The sequence below is a fragment of the Leifsonia sp. 22587 genome, from assembly GCF_052044215.1.
In the GTDB taxonomy this organism is placed as follows: domain Bacteria; phylum Actinomycetota; class Actinomycetes; order Actinomycetales; family Microbacteriaceae; genus Leifsonia; species Leifsonia shinshuensis_C.
In genome coordinates, this window is sequence record NZ_JBQENB010000002.1 from 538174 (window position 1) to 552942 (window position 14769).

16 protein-coding genes are annotated in these 14769 nt (G+C 70.7%); 7 read left to right on the top strand and 9 right to left on the bottom strand.

Going from position 1 to position 14769, the window contains the following annotated elements; all coding sequences use genetic code 11:
* The first annotated feature begins 33 nt into the window (after positions 1–33).
* The 3 genes from ACTJI1_RS10500 to ACTJI1_RS10510 all read left to right on the top strand — a co-directional run bounded on the left by ACTJI1_RS10500 (position 34) and on the right by ACTJI1_RS10510 (position 1968).
* The gene (locus tag ACTJI1_RS10500; RefSeq protein WP_310134067.1) at positions 34–1128 is read left to right on the top strand and encodes a fatty acid desaturase family protein; all 1095 of its coding nucleotides are present in this window, start codon (positions 34–36) and stop codon (positions 1126–1128) included.
* The gene (locus ACTJI1_RS10505) at positions 1125–1271 is read left to right on the top strand and encodes a hypothetical protein (protein ID WP_310134066.1); all 147 of its coding nucleotides are present in this window, start codon (positions 1125–1127) and stop codon (positions 1269–1271) included. The genes ACTJI1_RS10500 and ACTJI1_RS10505 overlap by 4 nt, the downstream gene beginning before the upstream one ends.
* A 289-nt stretch (positions 1272–1560) precedes the next feature.
* Positions 1561–1968: a hypothetical protein gene (locus ACTJI1_RS10510; protein WP_440742569.1), complete on the top strand. Its 408-nt coding sequence runs from the start codon at positions 1561–1563 to the stop codon at positions 1966–1968.
* 18 nt (positions 1969–1986) lie between these two features.
* Here the strand turns inward: ACTJI1_RS10510 and ACTJI1_RS10515 are convergent, their stop codons facing one another.
* From ACTJI1_RS10515 to ACTJI1_RS10555, 9 genes are all read right to left on the bottom strand, one after another.
* Complete coding sequence (locus ACTJI1_RS10515; protein WP_310134061.1) at positions 1987–2598, bottom strand: alkylhydroperoxidase domain protein; 612 nt, start codon at positions 2596–2598, stop codon at positions 1987–1989.
* Positions 2595–3179, bottom strand: a complete 585-nt coding sequence (locus tag ACTJI1_RS10520; protein WP_440742570.1) for a CMD domain protein — start codon at positions 3177–3179, stop codon at positions 2595–2597. The genes ACTJI1_RS10515 and ACTJI1_RS10520 overlap by 4 nt, the downstream gene beginning before the upstream one ends.
* A 29-nt stretch (positions 3180–3208) precedes the next feature.
* Positions 3209–4234 carry a putative FMN-dependent luciferase-like monooxygenase gene (locus ACTJI1_RS10525; protein ID WP_440742571.1) on the bottom strand — a complete coding sequence of 342 codons (1026 nt, stop codon included), beginning with the start codon at positions 4232–4234 and terminating at the stop codon, positions 3209–3211.
* 3 nt (positions 4235–4237) lie between these two features.
* Positions 4238–4960 (bottom strand): ABC transporter ATP-binding protein, encoded by a 723-nt coding sequence (locus ACTJI1_RS10530; protein ID WP_310134053.1) that lies wholly within the window; start codon positions 4958–4960, stop codon positions 4238–4240.
* On the bottom strand, positions 4957–5814 hold the full coding sequence (locus ACTJI1_RS10535) for an ABC transporter ATP-binding protein (RefSeq protein ID WP_440742572.1): 858 nt from the start codon (positions 5812–5814) through the stop codon (positions 4957–4959). Before ACTJI1_RS10535 ends, ACTJI1_RS10530 begins: the two co-directional genes overlap by 4 nt.
* Entirely contained in the window at positions 5811–7613 is a 1803-nt protein-coding gene (locus ACTJI1_RS10540) for an ABC transporter permease (protein ID WP_440742573.1), read from the bottom strand. Before ACTJI1_RS10540 ends, ACTJI1_RS10535 begins: the two co-directional genes overlap by 4 nt.
* A gap of 21 nt (positions 7614–7634) precedes the next feature.
* Positions 7635–8792 carry an ABC transporter substrate-binding protein gene (locus ACTJI1_RS10545; protein ID WP_440742574.1) on the bottom strand — a complete coding sequence of 386 codons (1158 nt, stop codon included), beginning with the start codon at positions 8790–8792 and terminating at the stop codon, positions 7635–7637.
* A gap of 165 nt (positions 8793–8957) precedes the next feature.
* Positions 8958–9413, bottom strand: a complete 456-nt coding sequence (locus tag ACTJI1_RS10550; RefSeq protein ID WP_440742575.1) for an MSMEG_6728 family protein — start codon at positions 9411–9413, stop codon at positions 8958–8960.
* 21 nt (positions 9414–9434) lie between these two features.
* Positions 9435–11687, bottom strand: coding sequence for an alpha-galactosidase (locus ACTJI1_RS10555; protein WP_440742576.1), 2253 nt, complete (start codon positions 11685–11687; stop codon positions 9435–9437).
* A gap of 97 nt (positions 11688–11784) precedes the next feature.
* Here ACTJI1_RS10555 and ACTJI1_RS10560 point away from each other — a divergent pair, with 97 nt between their 5' ends.
* From ACTJI1_RS10560 to ACTJI1_RS10575, 4 genes are all read left to right on the top strand, one after another.
* The gene (locus ACTJI1_RS10560; RefSeq protein WP_310134037.1) at positions 11785–12327 is read left to right on the top strand and encodes a sigma-70 family RNA polymerase sigma factor; all 543 of its coding nucleotides are present in this window, start codon (positions 11785–11787) and stop codon (positions 12325–12327) included.
* On the top strand, positions 12317–13096 hold the full coding sequence (locus ACTJI1_RS10565; protein WP_440742577.1) for an anti-sigma factor: 780 nt from the start codon (positions 12317–12319) through the stop codon (positions 13094–13096). The genes ACTJI1_RS10560 and ACTJI1_RS10565 overlap by 11 nt, the downstream gene beginning before the upstream one ends.
* Positions 13097–13237: 141 nt before the next feature.
* Positions 13238–14092 (top strand): DUF4397 domain-containing protein, encoded by an 855-nt coding sequence (locus ACTJI1_RS10570; protein ID WP_440742578.1) that lies wholly within the window; start codon positions 13238–13240, stop codon positions 14090–14092.
* Positions 14089–14766 carry a class F sortase gene (locus ACTJI1_RS10575; RefSeq protein WP_440742579.1) on the top strand — a complete coding sequence of 226 codons (678 nt, stop codon included), beginning with the start codon at positions 14089–14091 and terminating at the stop codon, positions 14764–14766. The genes ACTJI1_RS10570 and ACTJI1_RS10575 overlap by 4 nt, the downstream gene beginning before the upstream one ends.
* Positions 14767–14769 lie beyond the last annotated feature (3 nt).

Genomic DNA, 14769 nt, shown 5'->3' on the forward strand with positions numbered 1-14769 from the left:
CTGTGAAGTCGGCTCGACACAGCGGAGGAATACATGACCACTGCCACCCTCGGTCCCGTGCGACGCACGCAAGCGCGAACGGGAGACCGACCCTCTGTCACCAGCACCTACAACGAGCTGCTCGGCCGCGTCCGCGCCGAGGGTCTGCTCGAGCGTCGCCGCGGTTTCTACATCACGGTGTTCGCATTGCTCGTGGCAGGGCTCATCGGCGCCGGCGTCGGGTTCGTCCTCCTAGGCGACTCCTGGTTCCAGCTGCTGATCGCCGCGGTCTTCGGCCTGCTCTTCACCCAGCTCGCCTTCCTCGGCCACGAGGCCTCGCACCGCCAGGTCTTCTCCTCCGGCCCGACCAACGACCGGGCCGGCCGCTTCATCGTCACCTGGCTGGTCGGCATGAGCTACCAGTGGTGGATGACGAAGCACACGCGTCACCACGCCAATCCGAACACGGTCGGCAAAGACCCCGACATCGCGTTCGACACCATCTCCTTCGTCGAGGAGGACGCCGCACGGCAGCGCGGCCTGATGGCCGCCATCACCCGGCGCCAGGGCTACCTCTTCTTCCCCCTCCTCCTGCTGGAGGGCGTCAACCTCCACATCACGTCCGTGCGATCGCTCCTGGCCCGTGGGCCGGTCGAGCGTCGCACCGGTGAGCTGGTCGCGATCGCGGTCCGCCTGAGCGTGTACGTGGGCATCGTCTTCCTGATGCTCCCGCTGGGCATGGCGTTCGCCTTCCTCGGCGTGCAGCTCGCCGTCTTCGGCCTCTACATGGGCGCGTCGTTCGCCCCCAACCACAAGGGCATGCCGATCCTCCCCGCGGGGACCCGGGTCGACTTCCTGAACAAGCAGGTCCTCACCTCGCGCAACATCCGCGGCGGCTGGTCGATGAGCGCCCTCATGGGCGGCCTCAACCACCAGGTCGAGCACCACCTGTTCCCGAGCATGCCGCGTCCGCACCTGGCCCGCGCCCGCGTCCTCGTGCGCGAGCACTGCGCCGCGCACGACATCCCGTACACCGAGACCGGCCTCGTGAACTCGTACCGCATCGTCGTCCGGTACCTCAACCGCGTCGGCCTCGCCGCGCGGGATCCCTTCGACTGCCCGGCGGCGCAGCAGTTCCGGCGAGCGTGAACGTCCCCGTCTACGCGGTCGTGCTCCCGGACGACCTGACCCCGGAGGTCGTCGGCGTGTTCTTCGAGCTCGCCGACGCCGAGGCCGCGGCCGAGGAGGCGGATGGGCCGGCGGTCGTCGACCGCTCTGTCCTGCACGCCTGACCCGTCCGCCAGGGATCAGAATTCCCCTGTTTTGACCCCCGTATGGGTGTCCGCACTTTCGCGGACACGGTCCTATGCTGGGGACAACCCGCTGGAACCCGAAACTCCGGCGGGCGTTGTGCCACCTCGTCACCCCGCAGGGGGCGACGCACCTTACCCGTATATTGGTTGCGTTCGGTGGCGCGTTGGGGGGAACCGTGCCCGCGCGCGCGGACGCCGTGTGGAAAGTACCCGAACTTCCATGTTGCGAAAGCTCAGTCCTGTCATTTCCGGCCAGCTACTCACCGCTTTGAACGATGTTCCGGCGGGCGGCTGGATCGCCATCACCTCTCGCGCGCTGCCGCCGCAGCCGCGCCTCGTCCAGACCAGCGCCTCGCTCGAGGTCATGGCCGAGGCCCTGTTCGAGACCGTCCCGGTCAGCGACCGCACCGCCACCCCGCTCGTGGGCTGGCTGGCGGACGCCGACGACGAGGACGCCCTCGACGCCTTCTTCACCGTGCAGGGTTCGGCGCGCGACGCCGAGCGCCGTGCGCTCGAGATGGGGCGGGTCGCCGACCTGCCCGACGACCCCTGGAGCGACGTCAGCGCGATCGTCGCCGTCGCCGCCCCCGTCGAGTTCGTCTTCTACGTGTGCGTCGGCCAGGGCGAGCACGTCGCGGCCCCGCTGTTCACGGCGGCGGCGCAGCTCGCCGCCTGACCGCTGCGGGAGCCGCGCCTAGCGCTTCTCGGCAGGCGGCGTCGGCTCCCCCAGCGACAGCATCAGGCGGTTCGCCCAGTTGAAGAAGGCAGCGCCGTTGATGGCGTCGATGATCGCCACGTCGTCCAGCCCGGCGTCACGCAGCGCGCGCACGTGCTCCGGACCGAACTCGTCCGGGATGCGCGTCAGCGCGACCGAGGCGTCGATGACGGCGCGCCACTGCGGGTCGTCCTGCCGCGCCGAGGTGCCCTCGTCGAGCAGGCGCTGCACGTCCTCGGGCCGCTTCGACTTGTGGCTGGCGAAGCGCGAGTGGACAGACGCGCAGAAGATGCAGCCGTTGGTGCGCGAGGCGGCCGTGGCAGACAGCTCACGAAGTGCCCGCGTCAGGCCGCCCTTCTCGTTGTAGAAGATGTCGTTGTCCGTGCGCGTCCGCGCCCCCAGGATGTCGGGGTCGCGCACCAGCAGGCGGAAGTACGGGCTGTTGGCGCGCCCGCGGTCGACCAGGCCGTCGTAGTGCCGGTCCGTCAGCTCCTCGAGCGGCAGCGGCGGGAGCCACGCCTCCCAGCCGAGCTCCTCCTGCGTGAAGACGTTGGGCGCCTCGAACGTGTGCTGGATGACGGTCTCGCTCATGCGAGCTCTCCTTTCAGGACGGTGAGGCCCGCGACCACGCGGAGCTGGAAGCTGAGGAAGGCGACGAGCTGCGACAGCGTGACGATCCCGTCGGCCGACCACCCGGCGTCGAGCAGGGCCTGAATCGCGGCCGGCGACGAGTCCCGCGGCCGGTAGACCAGGAGGTGCGTGTGGGCGAGCGCGGCGGCGAGCCTGTCCCCGACGGCGGCCGCGAGTGCCGCATCCGGCTGCCAGATCGGGCCGGCGACATCCTCGACGCTCAGCGGTCCCTCCGGGTACGAGCCGTAGGGGCCGCTGGTCACCGCGCCGGGCAGCGCCGACTCCAGCGCCTGCAGCAGGGCCGCGTCCTCGGCGGCCAGCAGGTCGCGGTAGTACGCGGACGTCGGCGACTGGGACAGCGCCACAGTCCAGTAGGCGATGGCCAGGCGTTCCCGCTGGGCCACGTGCGCCAGCTCGTCCGCATCGAACAGCGCGTCGTAGCTGGCCTGGGCGTTCGCCCGGGCGCTGGGCCGCTGGTCGCGAAGGGTGTCGAGGGCGTCGCCGGGGGCGATGCCGACGAGCCGGTCGATGACGTCGGTCATGGTGATCCTTTCGATCGGGGACGGTCGGGTCAGGGGCGCGCGGGCGACCAGCCGAGGAGTTCGGTCGCGACGCGCGTCGCGAGGAGTTCCAGCGATCGCAGCACCGCGTCGTGCGACGGGTCGATGGGATGCGGCTGGAACGCGACGTCGGTGGCGCGGCGGAGCACGGTGTCCGTCCGCAGCGAGGCCAGCACCTGCTCCGGCGTCCCCACGTGCACGTCGAGCCAGGCCAGCAGCTCGGTGTCGGACACGCCGTCCGGCACCTCGATGCGCTGCGACCGCAGGTAGCCGGCGCTGCGCTCGATGCCGCGCTGGATCCAGCGCGCCGCCTCCTCCTCGGTGTCGACGACGAGCGCCGACCGGGAGGCCAGGATGCGCGGGGCGGAACCGCTCGGCAGGGCGGCGAGGTACGCATCCACGATGGCCTCCTGCAGCTCGGGCGACGACGGCCCGTCCCACTGCGGGCGCGGCTGGGTGCGGGAGAGCATGAGTCCGTTGCCCCGGCGACCGATCCGCTCGGCGCCGGCCGCGGAGAACGTCGCCTCCCAGATCACGCCGAGGAGGTCCGGGGCGGACGGGTACAGCGTGCCGCCGTCCGTGGTGAGCACGTCGCCGCGGAGGGCGTCCTCGAGGATTCCGCGGTGGCGGTCGTAGATGGTCGCGCGGTCCGCCGAGTCGTACCCGAAGGGCGGGAACGACGAGGGCGTTCCGCCGGAGCCGATGCCCAGCTCCACCCGGCCGTCCGACAGCAGCTGCAGCACCGCCGCATCCTCCGCCACGCGCAGCGGCGCCTCGAGCGGCAACGTCACGATCCCCGTTGCGAGCCGGATGCGCGAGGTGCGCGCCGCCGCCTGCGCGAGCAGCACGAACGGGGACGGGAGGCCGCCCTCGTCCTCATGGAAGTGGTGCTGCGCCACCCACACGGAGTCGAACCCGAGCTCCTCGGCGCGGACGAACTGGTCGAGCGCGTTGCGGTACCGCTGCTGCGCGGTGCCGTCGTCGAGGAGCCGGGTGAAGAATCCGAGCCGCGTCCGTCCGCTCGAAGGGGTGGTCACTGTCTACACTGCCTTTCCGAGGTACGCCTCTTGGATCTGCGGGTCGTCGAGCAGCTCGCGCGCGGTCCCCTGCAGCACGATCGCGCCGGTCGCCAGCACGTACCCGCGCGAAGCGATCGACAGCGCGAGCTCGGCCTGCTGCTCGACGAACAGCACGGCCACGCCGAGCTCGCGGTTGATGCGCACGATCTCGTCGAGCACCTGGTCGACCAGCTTCGGCGAGAGGCCCATCGTCGGCTCGTCCATGCAGACGAGTCGCGGCCGGCTCATCAGGGCCCGGGCGAACGCGAGCATCTGCTGCTCGCCGCCGGACAGCGTCCCCGCCTGCTGCTTGCGACGCTCGGCGAGCCGGGGGAAGTGGGTGCGCATCCGGTCGAGGTCCTCGGCGATGCCCGCCTTGTCGCGCCGGGTGTAGGCGCCGGCGATCAGGTTCTCGTCCACGGTCATCTCGGGGAACACGCGACGCGCTTCGGGGACCGAGGCGATCCCCGCCCGCACCCGGCGGCGGGTGGAGGCCTGCGTGATGTCCTCCCCGGCGAACCGGACCGTGCCCGTGCGCGGCCGCACCAGGCCCAGGATGGTCTTCATCGTCGTGGACTTGCCGCTCGCGTTGCCGCCGAGCAGCGAGACGATCTCCCCCTCCCCCACGGTCAGGGTGTTGCCGCGGAGGGCGTGGAACGGTCCGTAGTAGACGTTCACGTCGTCGAGGGCGAGCAGCTCGGTCATACCAGGTCCACCCCTCCGAGCCCGCGGCGGCGGCCCAGGTACGCCTCGACAACCGCCGTGTCGCGGCGGACCTCTTCCGGCCGGCCCTGCGCGATGATGCGGCCGCCGTCCATCACGATCACGCGGTCGGACACGGTCATCACCAGGTCGAGCTTGTGCTCCACCAGCAGGATGGTCTGCCCCGCCGCCTTCAGCTCGAGCAGCTGCTGCAGCACCTCGGCCGTCTCGGACTGGTTCATACCGGCGGTCGGCTCGTCGAGCACGAGCAGCTTGGGGTCGAGGGCCAGCGCCCGGGCGATCTCCGTGCGACGCCGGTTGGCATAGCTGAGCGAGTACGCCGGGTCGTCGCGGCGGGGGCCGAGCCGTGCCTCGAAGCGGTCGATCTCGGCTGCGATCACCTCGTCGATCCTGCGCTGCTCCCGGCGGGAGGCGGGAGTGCCGACGATCGCGATGTACAGCTCGGCGAGCAGGGGGATCCAGCGCAGCAAGAAGAGGTTCGAGAGCCTCCGGAACGGCCGGTTCGCCCGGAGGGTCGAGTGGAGGCCGACCTCGATGTTGTCGGCGACCGACAGCGTCGCGAAGACCCGCCCGTTCTGGAAGGTCCGCGCGATCCCGTGCTCGGCGATTTTGGCGCTGTCCGCGCGGTCGATCCGCTCGCCGTCCAGCGCGATGGTCCCGCCGTTCGGCCGGAGGGCGCCGGTCACGAGGTTCAGCGTCGTGGTCTTCCCCGAGCCGTTCGGGCCGATGATCGACACGACCTCACCGCGTCCGACAGTGAACGAGATCCCGTCGACCGCGGCCAGGCCCTCGAAGTGGCGCTCCAGGTCGCGCACGTCCAGCAGCACGTCGCTCATGCGTTCCTCACCAGGACCCCTCCCGGCCTGAACCGCACCACAAGAATGAGGACCAGGCCGTAGACGATGATGCGCAGCTCCGGCGTGAACCGGAGCAGCTCCATCGCACCGATCAGCACGATGGCGCCGACGACGGCGCCGTACGGAAGGTTGATGCCGCCCAGGATGACGATGGTCACGACCAGCAGCGACATCAGCATGGTGAAGATCGTCGGGTCGATGTACGTGTACTGGTGGGCGAGCAGCGAACCGCCGATCCCGGCGAAGAAGCCGGAGACCGCGAAGGCGAGCGCCTTGTAGTTGCGCCCGCGGACGCCGGACGCCAGCGCCGCGACCTCGTCGGAGCCCACCGACGAGATGACCTTCCCGAGGTGCGACGAGCGCAGCCGCCACATGACGAGCAGCGTGAACGCCAGCACCGCGAAGTCGATCAGGTAGTACGCCTGCGGGGTGTTCAGCGGCGTCCCGAACCACTCCGGGACCGGGATGTTGTAGAGCCCCTGCGGCAGCACCAGCTGGATCACGGCGACGATGGCGATGCCGAGACCGAGCGTCGCGATCGAGATGTAGTGGCCCTTCACGCCCCAGATCGGCGAGGCGAGGATGGACGCGACGACCGCCGCCGCGATGCCCGCCAGCGGGAGCGCGACCCAGAACGGGACGTGAACGTACAGGGTGAGCAGCGCGGACGCGTACGCGCCGATCGCGATCGGGCCCGCCTGTCCGAGAGCGAGCACGCCCGCCTGTCCGGCGGTGACCGTGAAGCCCGCGGCGATGATCGCGTAGATGAGCACCTGCGTCCCGGTGGTCAGCAGGTAGTCGTTCCCGAACAGCGGGACGGCGACGCCCGCGACCACGAAGGCCACCAGCCACACCCAGCGCGGGATGCGGATCGGGCGCCCCTTGCCGAGGAACGTGCCGGTCAGAGGCTCTGTCGAGATCAGCGGAACCTTGCCGAGCAGGCCGCCCGGGCGCACGATGAGCACCACGATCAGGATGACGAAGACCACGATCTCGCGCGCGGTGTCGCCGAAGAAGTGGATGCCGAACGCCTCCAGGATGCCGAGCACGAAGCCGCCGATGACCGCGCCGGCGAGCGACCCGAGACCGCCGAGCGTCGCCGCGACGAACGCCGTGAGCCCGACATCCAGCCCGGAGTTCGGATTCGCGACGCCGACGTAGAGGGCGATGAACACTCCGGCCAGTCCACCGAGCGCGGACGCGATCACGAACGACACGTGCTGTACCTGGCCGACCGGGATGCCCATCTGCAGGGCGGCCTCCTGATCCTGCGCGGTGGCACGGATCGCTCGGCCGATCTTCCCGTACTTCAGGAAGAGCGTCATCACGACCATGATCACGGCCGTGGTGCCCAGCATGACCAGATCGGAGGTGCCGAACCGCATGTTGCCGATGTGCAGGTTCGACGTGGGCAGCACATCCGGGAACACGCGGAACTGCGCCGTGAACGCGATCTGCGACGCGTTGTCGAGGATCAGCGAGATGGCATAGGTGGAGAGCATCGCCGCGAGCGGCAGGAACTTCGCCAGCGGACGCACCACGGTGACGTTGATCAGCAGCCCGAGCAGACCGCACACCACCAGCACAGCGACGAGCGCCAGCCAGAACGGCAGCCCGAGCTTGACGATGAAGAACCAGGACAGCATCGCACCCAGGCCGAAGAAGGAGAACTGGGCGAAGTTGACGACGTTCATGACGCCGAAGACGAGCGAGATGCCGACCGCTCCGAGGGCGTAGACGTTCCCTCGGAGCAGGCCGGCGATCAAAGTGTCGAGCATGATGTGCGTGTGGACGGCGGGTCAGCCGTTGTACGCGACCCACTTCCCGTCGCGCAGGATGCTCGGGGTCAGCTGGGGCGAGGCCACGCGGCGCGTAGACTGGTCGAAGGTGATCTTCCCGTAGACGACGCTCGGCACATCCTTCACCTTCTTGAACCCGGCGAGGATGCCCGCGCGGTCCGTCCCGCCGATCTTCGCGGCGGCGACGGCGACGTTGAGCGCGTCGTAGGCGCCGGCCTCGAAGCCGGTGACCTCGGCCTCCTGCGGGTACTTCTTCTTGAAGGCCTTCACGAACGACTGCACCTCGGGCGCCGGGTTCGAGGACAGGAACTCGGCGCCGTTGATCGCGCCCTCCGCATCCTTCGTGCCGTCGAACGACTGCTCGTCCTGGCCGCCGTAGAAGGTGCCGTCGTAGCCGATCGCCCGCAGCTGCGTGACGATCTTGGCGGCGTCGGGGCCGTAGCCGATGTGCACGAAGGCCTTCGGCTTGCCCGCGACCGCCTTGGTCAGCGACGGACGGTAGTCGTCGGAGGTGTCCTGGACCCCCTCGGCGTCGGTGATCTTGAGTCCGACCTTCTTCGCCTCCGCCTTGAAGGCGTTGAACGCGGGGATGCCCCAGTCGGCCGTGTTCAGGTAGCTGACGCCGACGGAGTCGATGCCCTGCTTCTTGATGTAGTCGGCGGTCCAGGTGTAGGTCGCGCTCGTGGTGATCGAGGTGGACCACTGGTACTGGGTGCCCTTGGCGGTGAAGTCGGGGTTGGAGTTGTTGAAGCCGTACTGCACCAGCTTCCCGGCGGTGTAGATCGGCGAGGCGGGGATGGACGCCGCCGATGAGTAGTCGCCGAACACGAGGCTGACGCTGTCGTCGCCGACGAACTTCTGGGCGACGGCGACCGACTGCTTGGGGTCGGACTGCGAGTCCTCGTACTTGAGCTGGACGGGGTGGCCGTTGATGCCGCCCTTCGCGTTGACCTGCTCGACAGCGAGGTCGAACGCTTCCTTGAACTGCTCGCCGTACTGGGCGTACTGGCCGGTGGTGGCGGACGAGACGCCGAAGTAGACGGGGCTCTTCGAGGACGAGTCGCCGGAGGCTGCGGAGCCGCCGGCGCAGGCGGCGAGGCCGGTGACGGCGAGGGCGGCGACGGACGCGAGTGCGGCGCCCCGGAGGAGAGTCTTCATGCTGTGTCCTTCACATCGGGCTGCGGAGACGGGTGATGGGTGCCTCGCCGACGTTAGAACCGCACCGGACACGACGCATCCCCGGCCGTCACATTCGGTAGCGATGCTCAACGAGCGTCATAAAGGTTGCGCGCGGAGGCGCCGCGCGCTAACGGGCCGTGCCGTCTACGGCAGGAGGTCGGCCTCGCGGGTGGGGCCGGGCCAGATGTAGGGGAGGTCGTCGGGGACGTCGGGGAAGAGCGGGCGGTAGAACTCGGGGTCCTTGCGCACCAGGTTGGACTGGTGGCTCCGGTGGAAGGCCGGGTCGCCGATCCATGGGGGCAGGTCGAGCTCGTCCTGCGGGAGGTCCGCCACCTCGGGGGCGAACGCCAGCACCTGCGGGCGCACGGTGTCGGCGTGGCCCAGCTCGATCCAGGCGTCCGTCGACTCGAGGGCGTACTTCGTGAGCGCGGGCAGGTAGCCGCGCCACATCTTCGCCACCGGGTGGTGGCGCCAGCCGTATCCGGGCACGGTGATGGCGCGCAGCACCTGCAGCGCCTCGACGCGCTGCTTGCCCATCCGGGCGCGGTCCAGCACGCGGACGCTGCGGGCGAACGACGGATAGGGCAGGAACGTCTGCACGTCCGCCACCGTACGCCGGGTCTAGACGGCCTCCACGCTCAGCAGCCAGACGCGGTCCGGGAACGAGAGCGGCGCCTGAAGGCCGGTGCGGCGGAGGGCTCGCCCGCTCAGCTCGATCCCCGTGGGAGCGGGGGTGTCACGGCCGGCACGGCCGCCGAGCGGGCGGGAGAGCGGCGTGACGCCGTCCGCCGCCGTCGGGGTGTCGTCGCGTCCTGCGAAGAACCACGGGGGCACCCCCTGGCTGCCGGCGGGGTCGCCGAGGGTCAGCGGCACGACGCGGTAGCGGGTCTCATCGTCGAGCCCGCGCAGCGTGAACCGGCCGAGCGGGGCCGCGTCCGACCGGCCCAGGAAGGCGAGGGAGAACAGGGCACGGCGCTGATCCGGCGAGACGACTCCGCTCACCCAGAAGGTGGGGTCGAGGTCGTCCATGCGCACCAGGTCGCCGTGGTGCAGGAGGTCGCGGTGCTCGCGGTGGAACGCGATCCACTCCCCCAGCTGGGCGAGGTCGGCGTCGGATGCGGACGTCAGGTCCCACTCGACGCCGAAGTGCCCGAAGAGGGCCGAGCCGGCGCGGAAGCCGAGGTCGTGGTGGCGGTGGGTGGTGTGCGAGTACTCCGACGCGACGTGGGCGCCGAGGAGCTCCGGCGGCAGGAGCTGCTGGGTCCACCGCATCATGCCCTGCCGCTCCAGGGGGTCGATGCAGTCCGACACCCAGACCCGGTCGGTGTGCTCGATCACGCCGAGGTCCACCCGCGAGCCGCCGGAGCTGCACGACTCGATCTCGAGGCCGGGGAAGCGCTCCTTCAGCTCGGCCATCAGCCGGTAGGCGGCCAGGGTCTGCTCGTGCACGCCGGGTGCGCCGCCGGGGGCGGTCCCCGCATCCACCAGGTCGCGGTTGTGGTCCCACTTGATGTAGGCGATGTCGTTCGTTGCGAGGATGTCGGCCATGCGGTCGCGGACGTACGCGTACGCCTCGGGCATGCCGAGATTCAGCACCTGCTGGTGCCGGGACTCCACGGGCAGCCGGCCGCCGGTCTGCATGATCCACTCGGGATGCGCGCGCGCCAGGTCGGAGTCGGGATTCACCATCTCGGGCTCGAACCAGAGGCCGAACTCCATGCCGAGACCGCGCACGTGGTCGATCAGCGGCGTGAGACCGTCCGGCCAGACGTCCTCGTCCACGTACCAGTCGCCGAGTCCGGCGCGGTCGTTCCGCCGGTGCCGGAACCAGCCGTCGTCGAGCACGAAACGCTCGATCCCGACCGACGCGGCGCGGTCGGCGAGAGCGGTGAGCTTGGAGAGGTCGTGGTCGAAGTAGACCGCCTCCCACACGTTGAGCGTGACCGGACGCGGGCGACGTGGATGCTGCGCCCGCGCACGCAAGTGCCGGTGAAGGCGGTGCGCCTGGTCGTCGAGCCCGTCGCCGTAGACGCCGTAGACCCACGGCGTGCGGTAGCTCTCGCCGCGGCCCAGTCGGATCTCGCCCGGCAGCAGCAGCTCGCCGCCGCCGATGACCTGCTCGCCGCCGGACAGGCGCTCGGCGTAGTGGCGGTGGTTGCCGCTGAACGCGGTGTGGACTCCCCAGACCTCGCCCTGGGCGAAACCGAACCCCGGCTCGCCGGCGATGAGCAGGGTCGCGGCATCCGCGCCGGTGCGGCCCCGGCGCCCCTCCCGGACGTGCGCGCCGACCGTGAGCGGACGCCGTTGCGGCGTGCGCTCCTTGGCCCAGCGTCCGGCGAAGTCGAGCACTTCGCGGGCACGTGCCGGGACCGGGTACGCGATCCCGAGGTCGTCGAGGCGGTAGGTGTCGCCGTCGTTCCGGAGCGTGGCCGCCGACCGCAGCACCCCGGCCGCCGACAGCTCGACGTCGAGCGTGAGCTGCAGAGCGGCGGTCGCATCCCGGGCGACGATGGACACGCCTCCGCCGGCGGGCAGGGTGAGGAGGTCGCCGTCGAGCTTGGACTCGCCGTCGCCGACGGTCACCTCCGCCACCCGGAAGTACGGCGACCAGTCGGCGCCGTCACGGCTGCCGCTGAGCCCCGGCCGGCCGAGCCACCCGGTGCGCTGCTCGGGCAGGATGGCGACCCGCGCCGGTTCGTCGGGCGCATTCGGGGCGACCGGCCGCACGTCGCTCACCGCGATGGCGGCGGCCTCCGCAGCATCCACCGGCCCGAGCGCCGCTCCCCAGTGCGGGATGGTCGGCAGCTGGCCCCCACGGAGGTCGAGCAGGACGCTGACACCGGCGGCGGTGAGATGGATGAGCTCGGGGCGCATGCGCTCCAGGCTATCCGTGACGGTGCCAGTCCGCGTGATCGCTGTGGATCGCGTCCGCCGCCTTGGCACGTGCGCCCCAGGGAGCGATGATGAGCCTGTGGATGACACCGAGCGTTCACTGATCACCGGGCTCCAGACCGGTGACGTGAACGCGATCGAGCGGCTGTACCAGCGCTGGGGCCGGCTGGTCTACACGCTCGCGCTGCGCTCGCTCGGCGATGTCGCCGACGCCGAGGACGTCACGCAGCAGGTGTTCGTCGCCGCCTGGCAGGGACGGGCCGGCTTCGACCCGGAGCGCGCCAAGCTCAGCACCTGGCTGATGGCGATCACTCGCCACAAGATCGTGGACGCCTACGAGGCCCGCGCGAAGCGGCAACGCGAACTGCAGGCCCTGATGGAGAGCGTCTACCTGCAGTCGCTGACCTGGACGGACGAGATCGCCGACAGCGTCACGATGAGTCAGGAGCTCGAGCTGCTCGAGCCCATCCCGCAGCAGATCATGCGCCTGGCCTTCTACGACCGGCTCACCCATAGCCAGATCGCAGCCAAACTGGACCTTCCGCTGGGTACGGTCAAGAGTCACATCCGGCGCAGCCTGCTCAGGCTCCGAGCACGATTGGAGGACGCCGATGACGCATAGCGATCCCGATGTGCTCGCGATGCTGGCACTCGGCGACCCGGACGTCGACGAGGCCGACGTCGAGCACGTGCTCAACTGCGCCGAGTGCCGCAGCGAGCTCGACCGGCTGACCCGCGTCACGCGGGCCGCCCGCGAGAACGGGCCGGTCGACTTCCCGCTCCAGGACCCGTCTCCTCAGGTGTGGGAGCGGATCAGCGCGCAGCTGACCCTCGAACCGCCCCTCATCGAGACCTCCGTCGACCGATCGACGGTGCCTGCTTCGACATCCTCGGCGACGCCCGGCGGCCGTTCCGGCGACGTCGTCCCCCGCAGAGGGCGCCGCGGCCGCCGCCGCTGGCCGGCGCTGGTCGCCTCCGCCGCCGTGCTCGTGGTCGCAGCTCTCGTCGCCGTGTTCGTCTTCGTCCGCCCCGCCGCGCCTCAGGTCGAGGCGCAGGCGACGCTCGCCGGCCTCCCCGCCTGGTCGACGTCGAACGGGAAGGCGACGATGGAACGCGAGCCGGACGGAACGACTGTGCTGGCCGTGAAGCTCGACTCGCCGGCGGTCGACTCCGACGGGTCGGACTTCCGCGAGGTCTGGCTGATGAACTCTGACCTCACCAAGTCGATCAGCGTCGGACTGCTAGACGGCGGCAGCGGGCGGTTCGTGATGCCCCCGAACATCGCCGCGGCGGACTACCCCGTGGTCGACATCTCCCAGCAGCCCCTCAACGGCGACCCGGCGCACTCGGGCGACAGCATCGTCCGCGGAAAGCTCTCGGCGACCGGCTGACGACGCCGGCACGGCTCTCCGGCCGGCCGAGCTACCTCCGGTCTTCCTGGCAGATCCCGGCCGGGTGCATCCGATCTCCCTCTCATCCGGAAGGTATGGGCATGCGGCGCGAAACGACGCCCGCCCTACCGAGGAGGATCGATGAAGATCAGAGCACTATCCGCAACCGCCGTGGTGGTCGCCGCGCTGGCGTGGGCCGTCGGCGCAGCGCCCGCGACGGCAGCCGGGTCCGACGCCCAGCTCTCCGTCATCCACGGGGTGCCCGGCACACCGGTCGATGTCTGGGTGAACGGCACGGACACGATCAAGAACTTCCAGCCGGGCACCATGGCCGGCCCGCTGACCCTGCCCGCCGGGACGTACAGCGTCTCGATCACCAAGGTCGGCGCGGCATCCGCGACGGACAGCCCCGTCATCGGCCCGATCAACCTGCCACTCACCGCCGGGGGCGACTTCTCGGCGGTCGCGCACCTCGACGCGTCGGGCAAGCCGACCGCGACGCTGTTCACCAACGACACGTCGGCGACGGCCGCCGGACAGGGACGCCTCACGGTCCGTCACGTGGCAGCGGCCCCCGCGGTGGATGTGGTGGTCGGCGGCAAGCCGATCGTCAGCAACCTGACCAACCCGAACGAGCAGAAGCTCGACCTGCCCGCGACGACCGTCTCGGCCTCCGTGACCGCCGCCGGCACGACGGACCCCGCGCTCATCGGGCCGGCCGACGTGACGGTCAAGGACGGCACGAACACCATCGTGTACGCCTACGGAAGCGCCACCGACAAGAACCTCGCCCTCATGATCCAGACCGTCGACGGGCTGGGGACTCCCCCGAACGGCGTGCAGGCGGGAACCACGGGCGCGGCCTTCCGCGCCGAGCAGGCGGCCGCCACACAGCAGACCGCCCTCTGGATCGGCGCCCTGGCGCTGCTCCTCGGAGGAGCACTGACCGGCGGGCTGGTCGTCCGGCGGAAGCGTGCGGAGTCCGCCCGGGGATGATGCACCCATCCCCCCACCACGCGAGGGCGGCTGCCGTACTCGGCGCCGCCCTCGCGCTGGTGTCCCTCTCGGGATGCGCGGCGGGGTCGCCCGAAGACCGCGCCGCCACCCGGAGCGCCGCCGCCCCCACGCCGTCGGCGAGCGCCACGGCCACACCGGTGCCCGGCATCGCCGACAGCATCCCCCGCACCGACATCGACAGCCGGGCCGCCCCGCAGGGTGCTCCGGCTGAGCCGCCGTCGCGGGTGAGCGTGCCCTCCCTCGGCATCGACATGCCGGTCGAGCCCGTCGGGCTCGCCCCCGGCGGCGACGTCAGCATCCCGTCCGCATCCCACACCGCCGGCTGGTACCGCTACTCGTCGGGGATGCTCGACCGGTCCGGCTCGATCGTCGTGGTGGCCCACATCGACGCGTGGGACGGCATCGGACCGTTCAGCAAGCTCAACGACGCGAGCGCGGGCACGGTCGTCGAGCTGCGAGGCGACGCAGGGATGCGGACGTTCCGCGTGGACGGCAAAGCCCAGCCGCAGAAGGCGCCCGGCTCGCTGACCAGCTTCTTCGTCGCGACGGGACCCGCGCGGCTGGTGCTCATCACCTGCGGCGGCACCTTCGACGAGTCGACCGGCCACTATCGCGACAACGTCATCGTCACGGCCACGCCGATCGACGGGTGACGG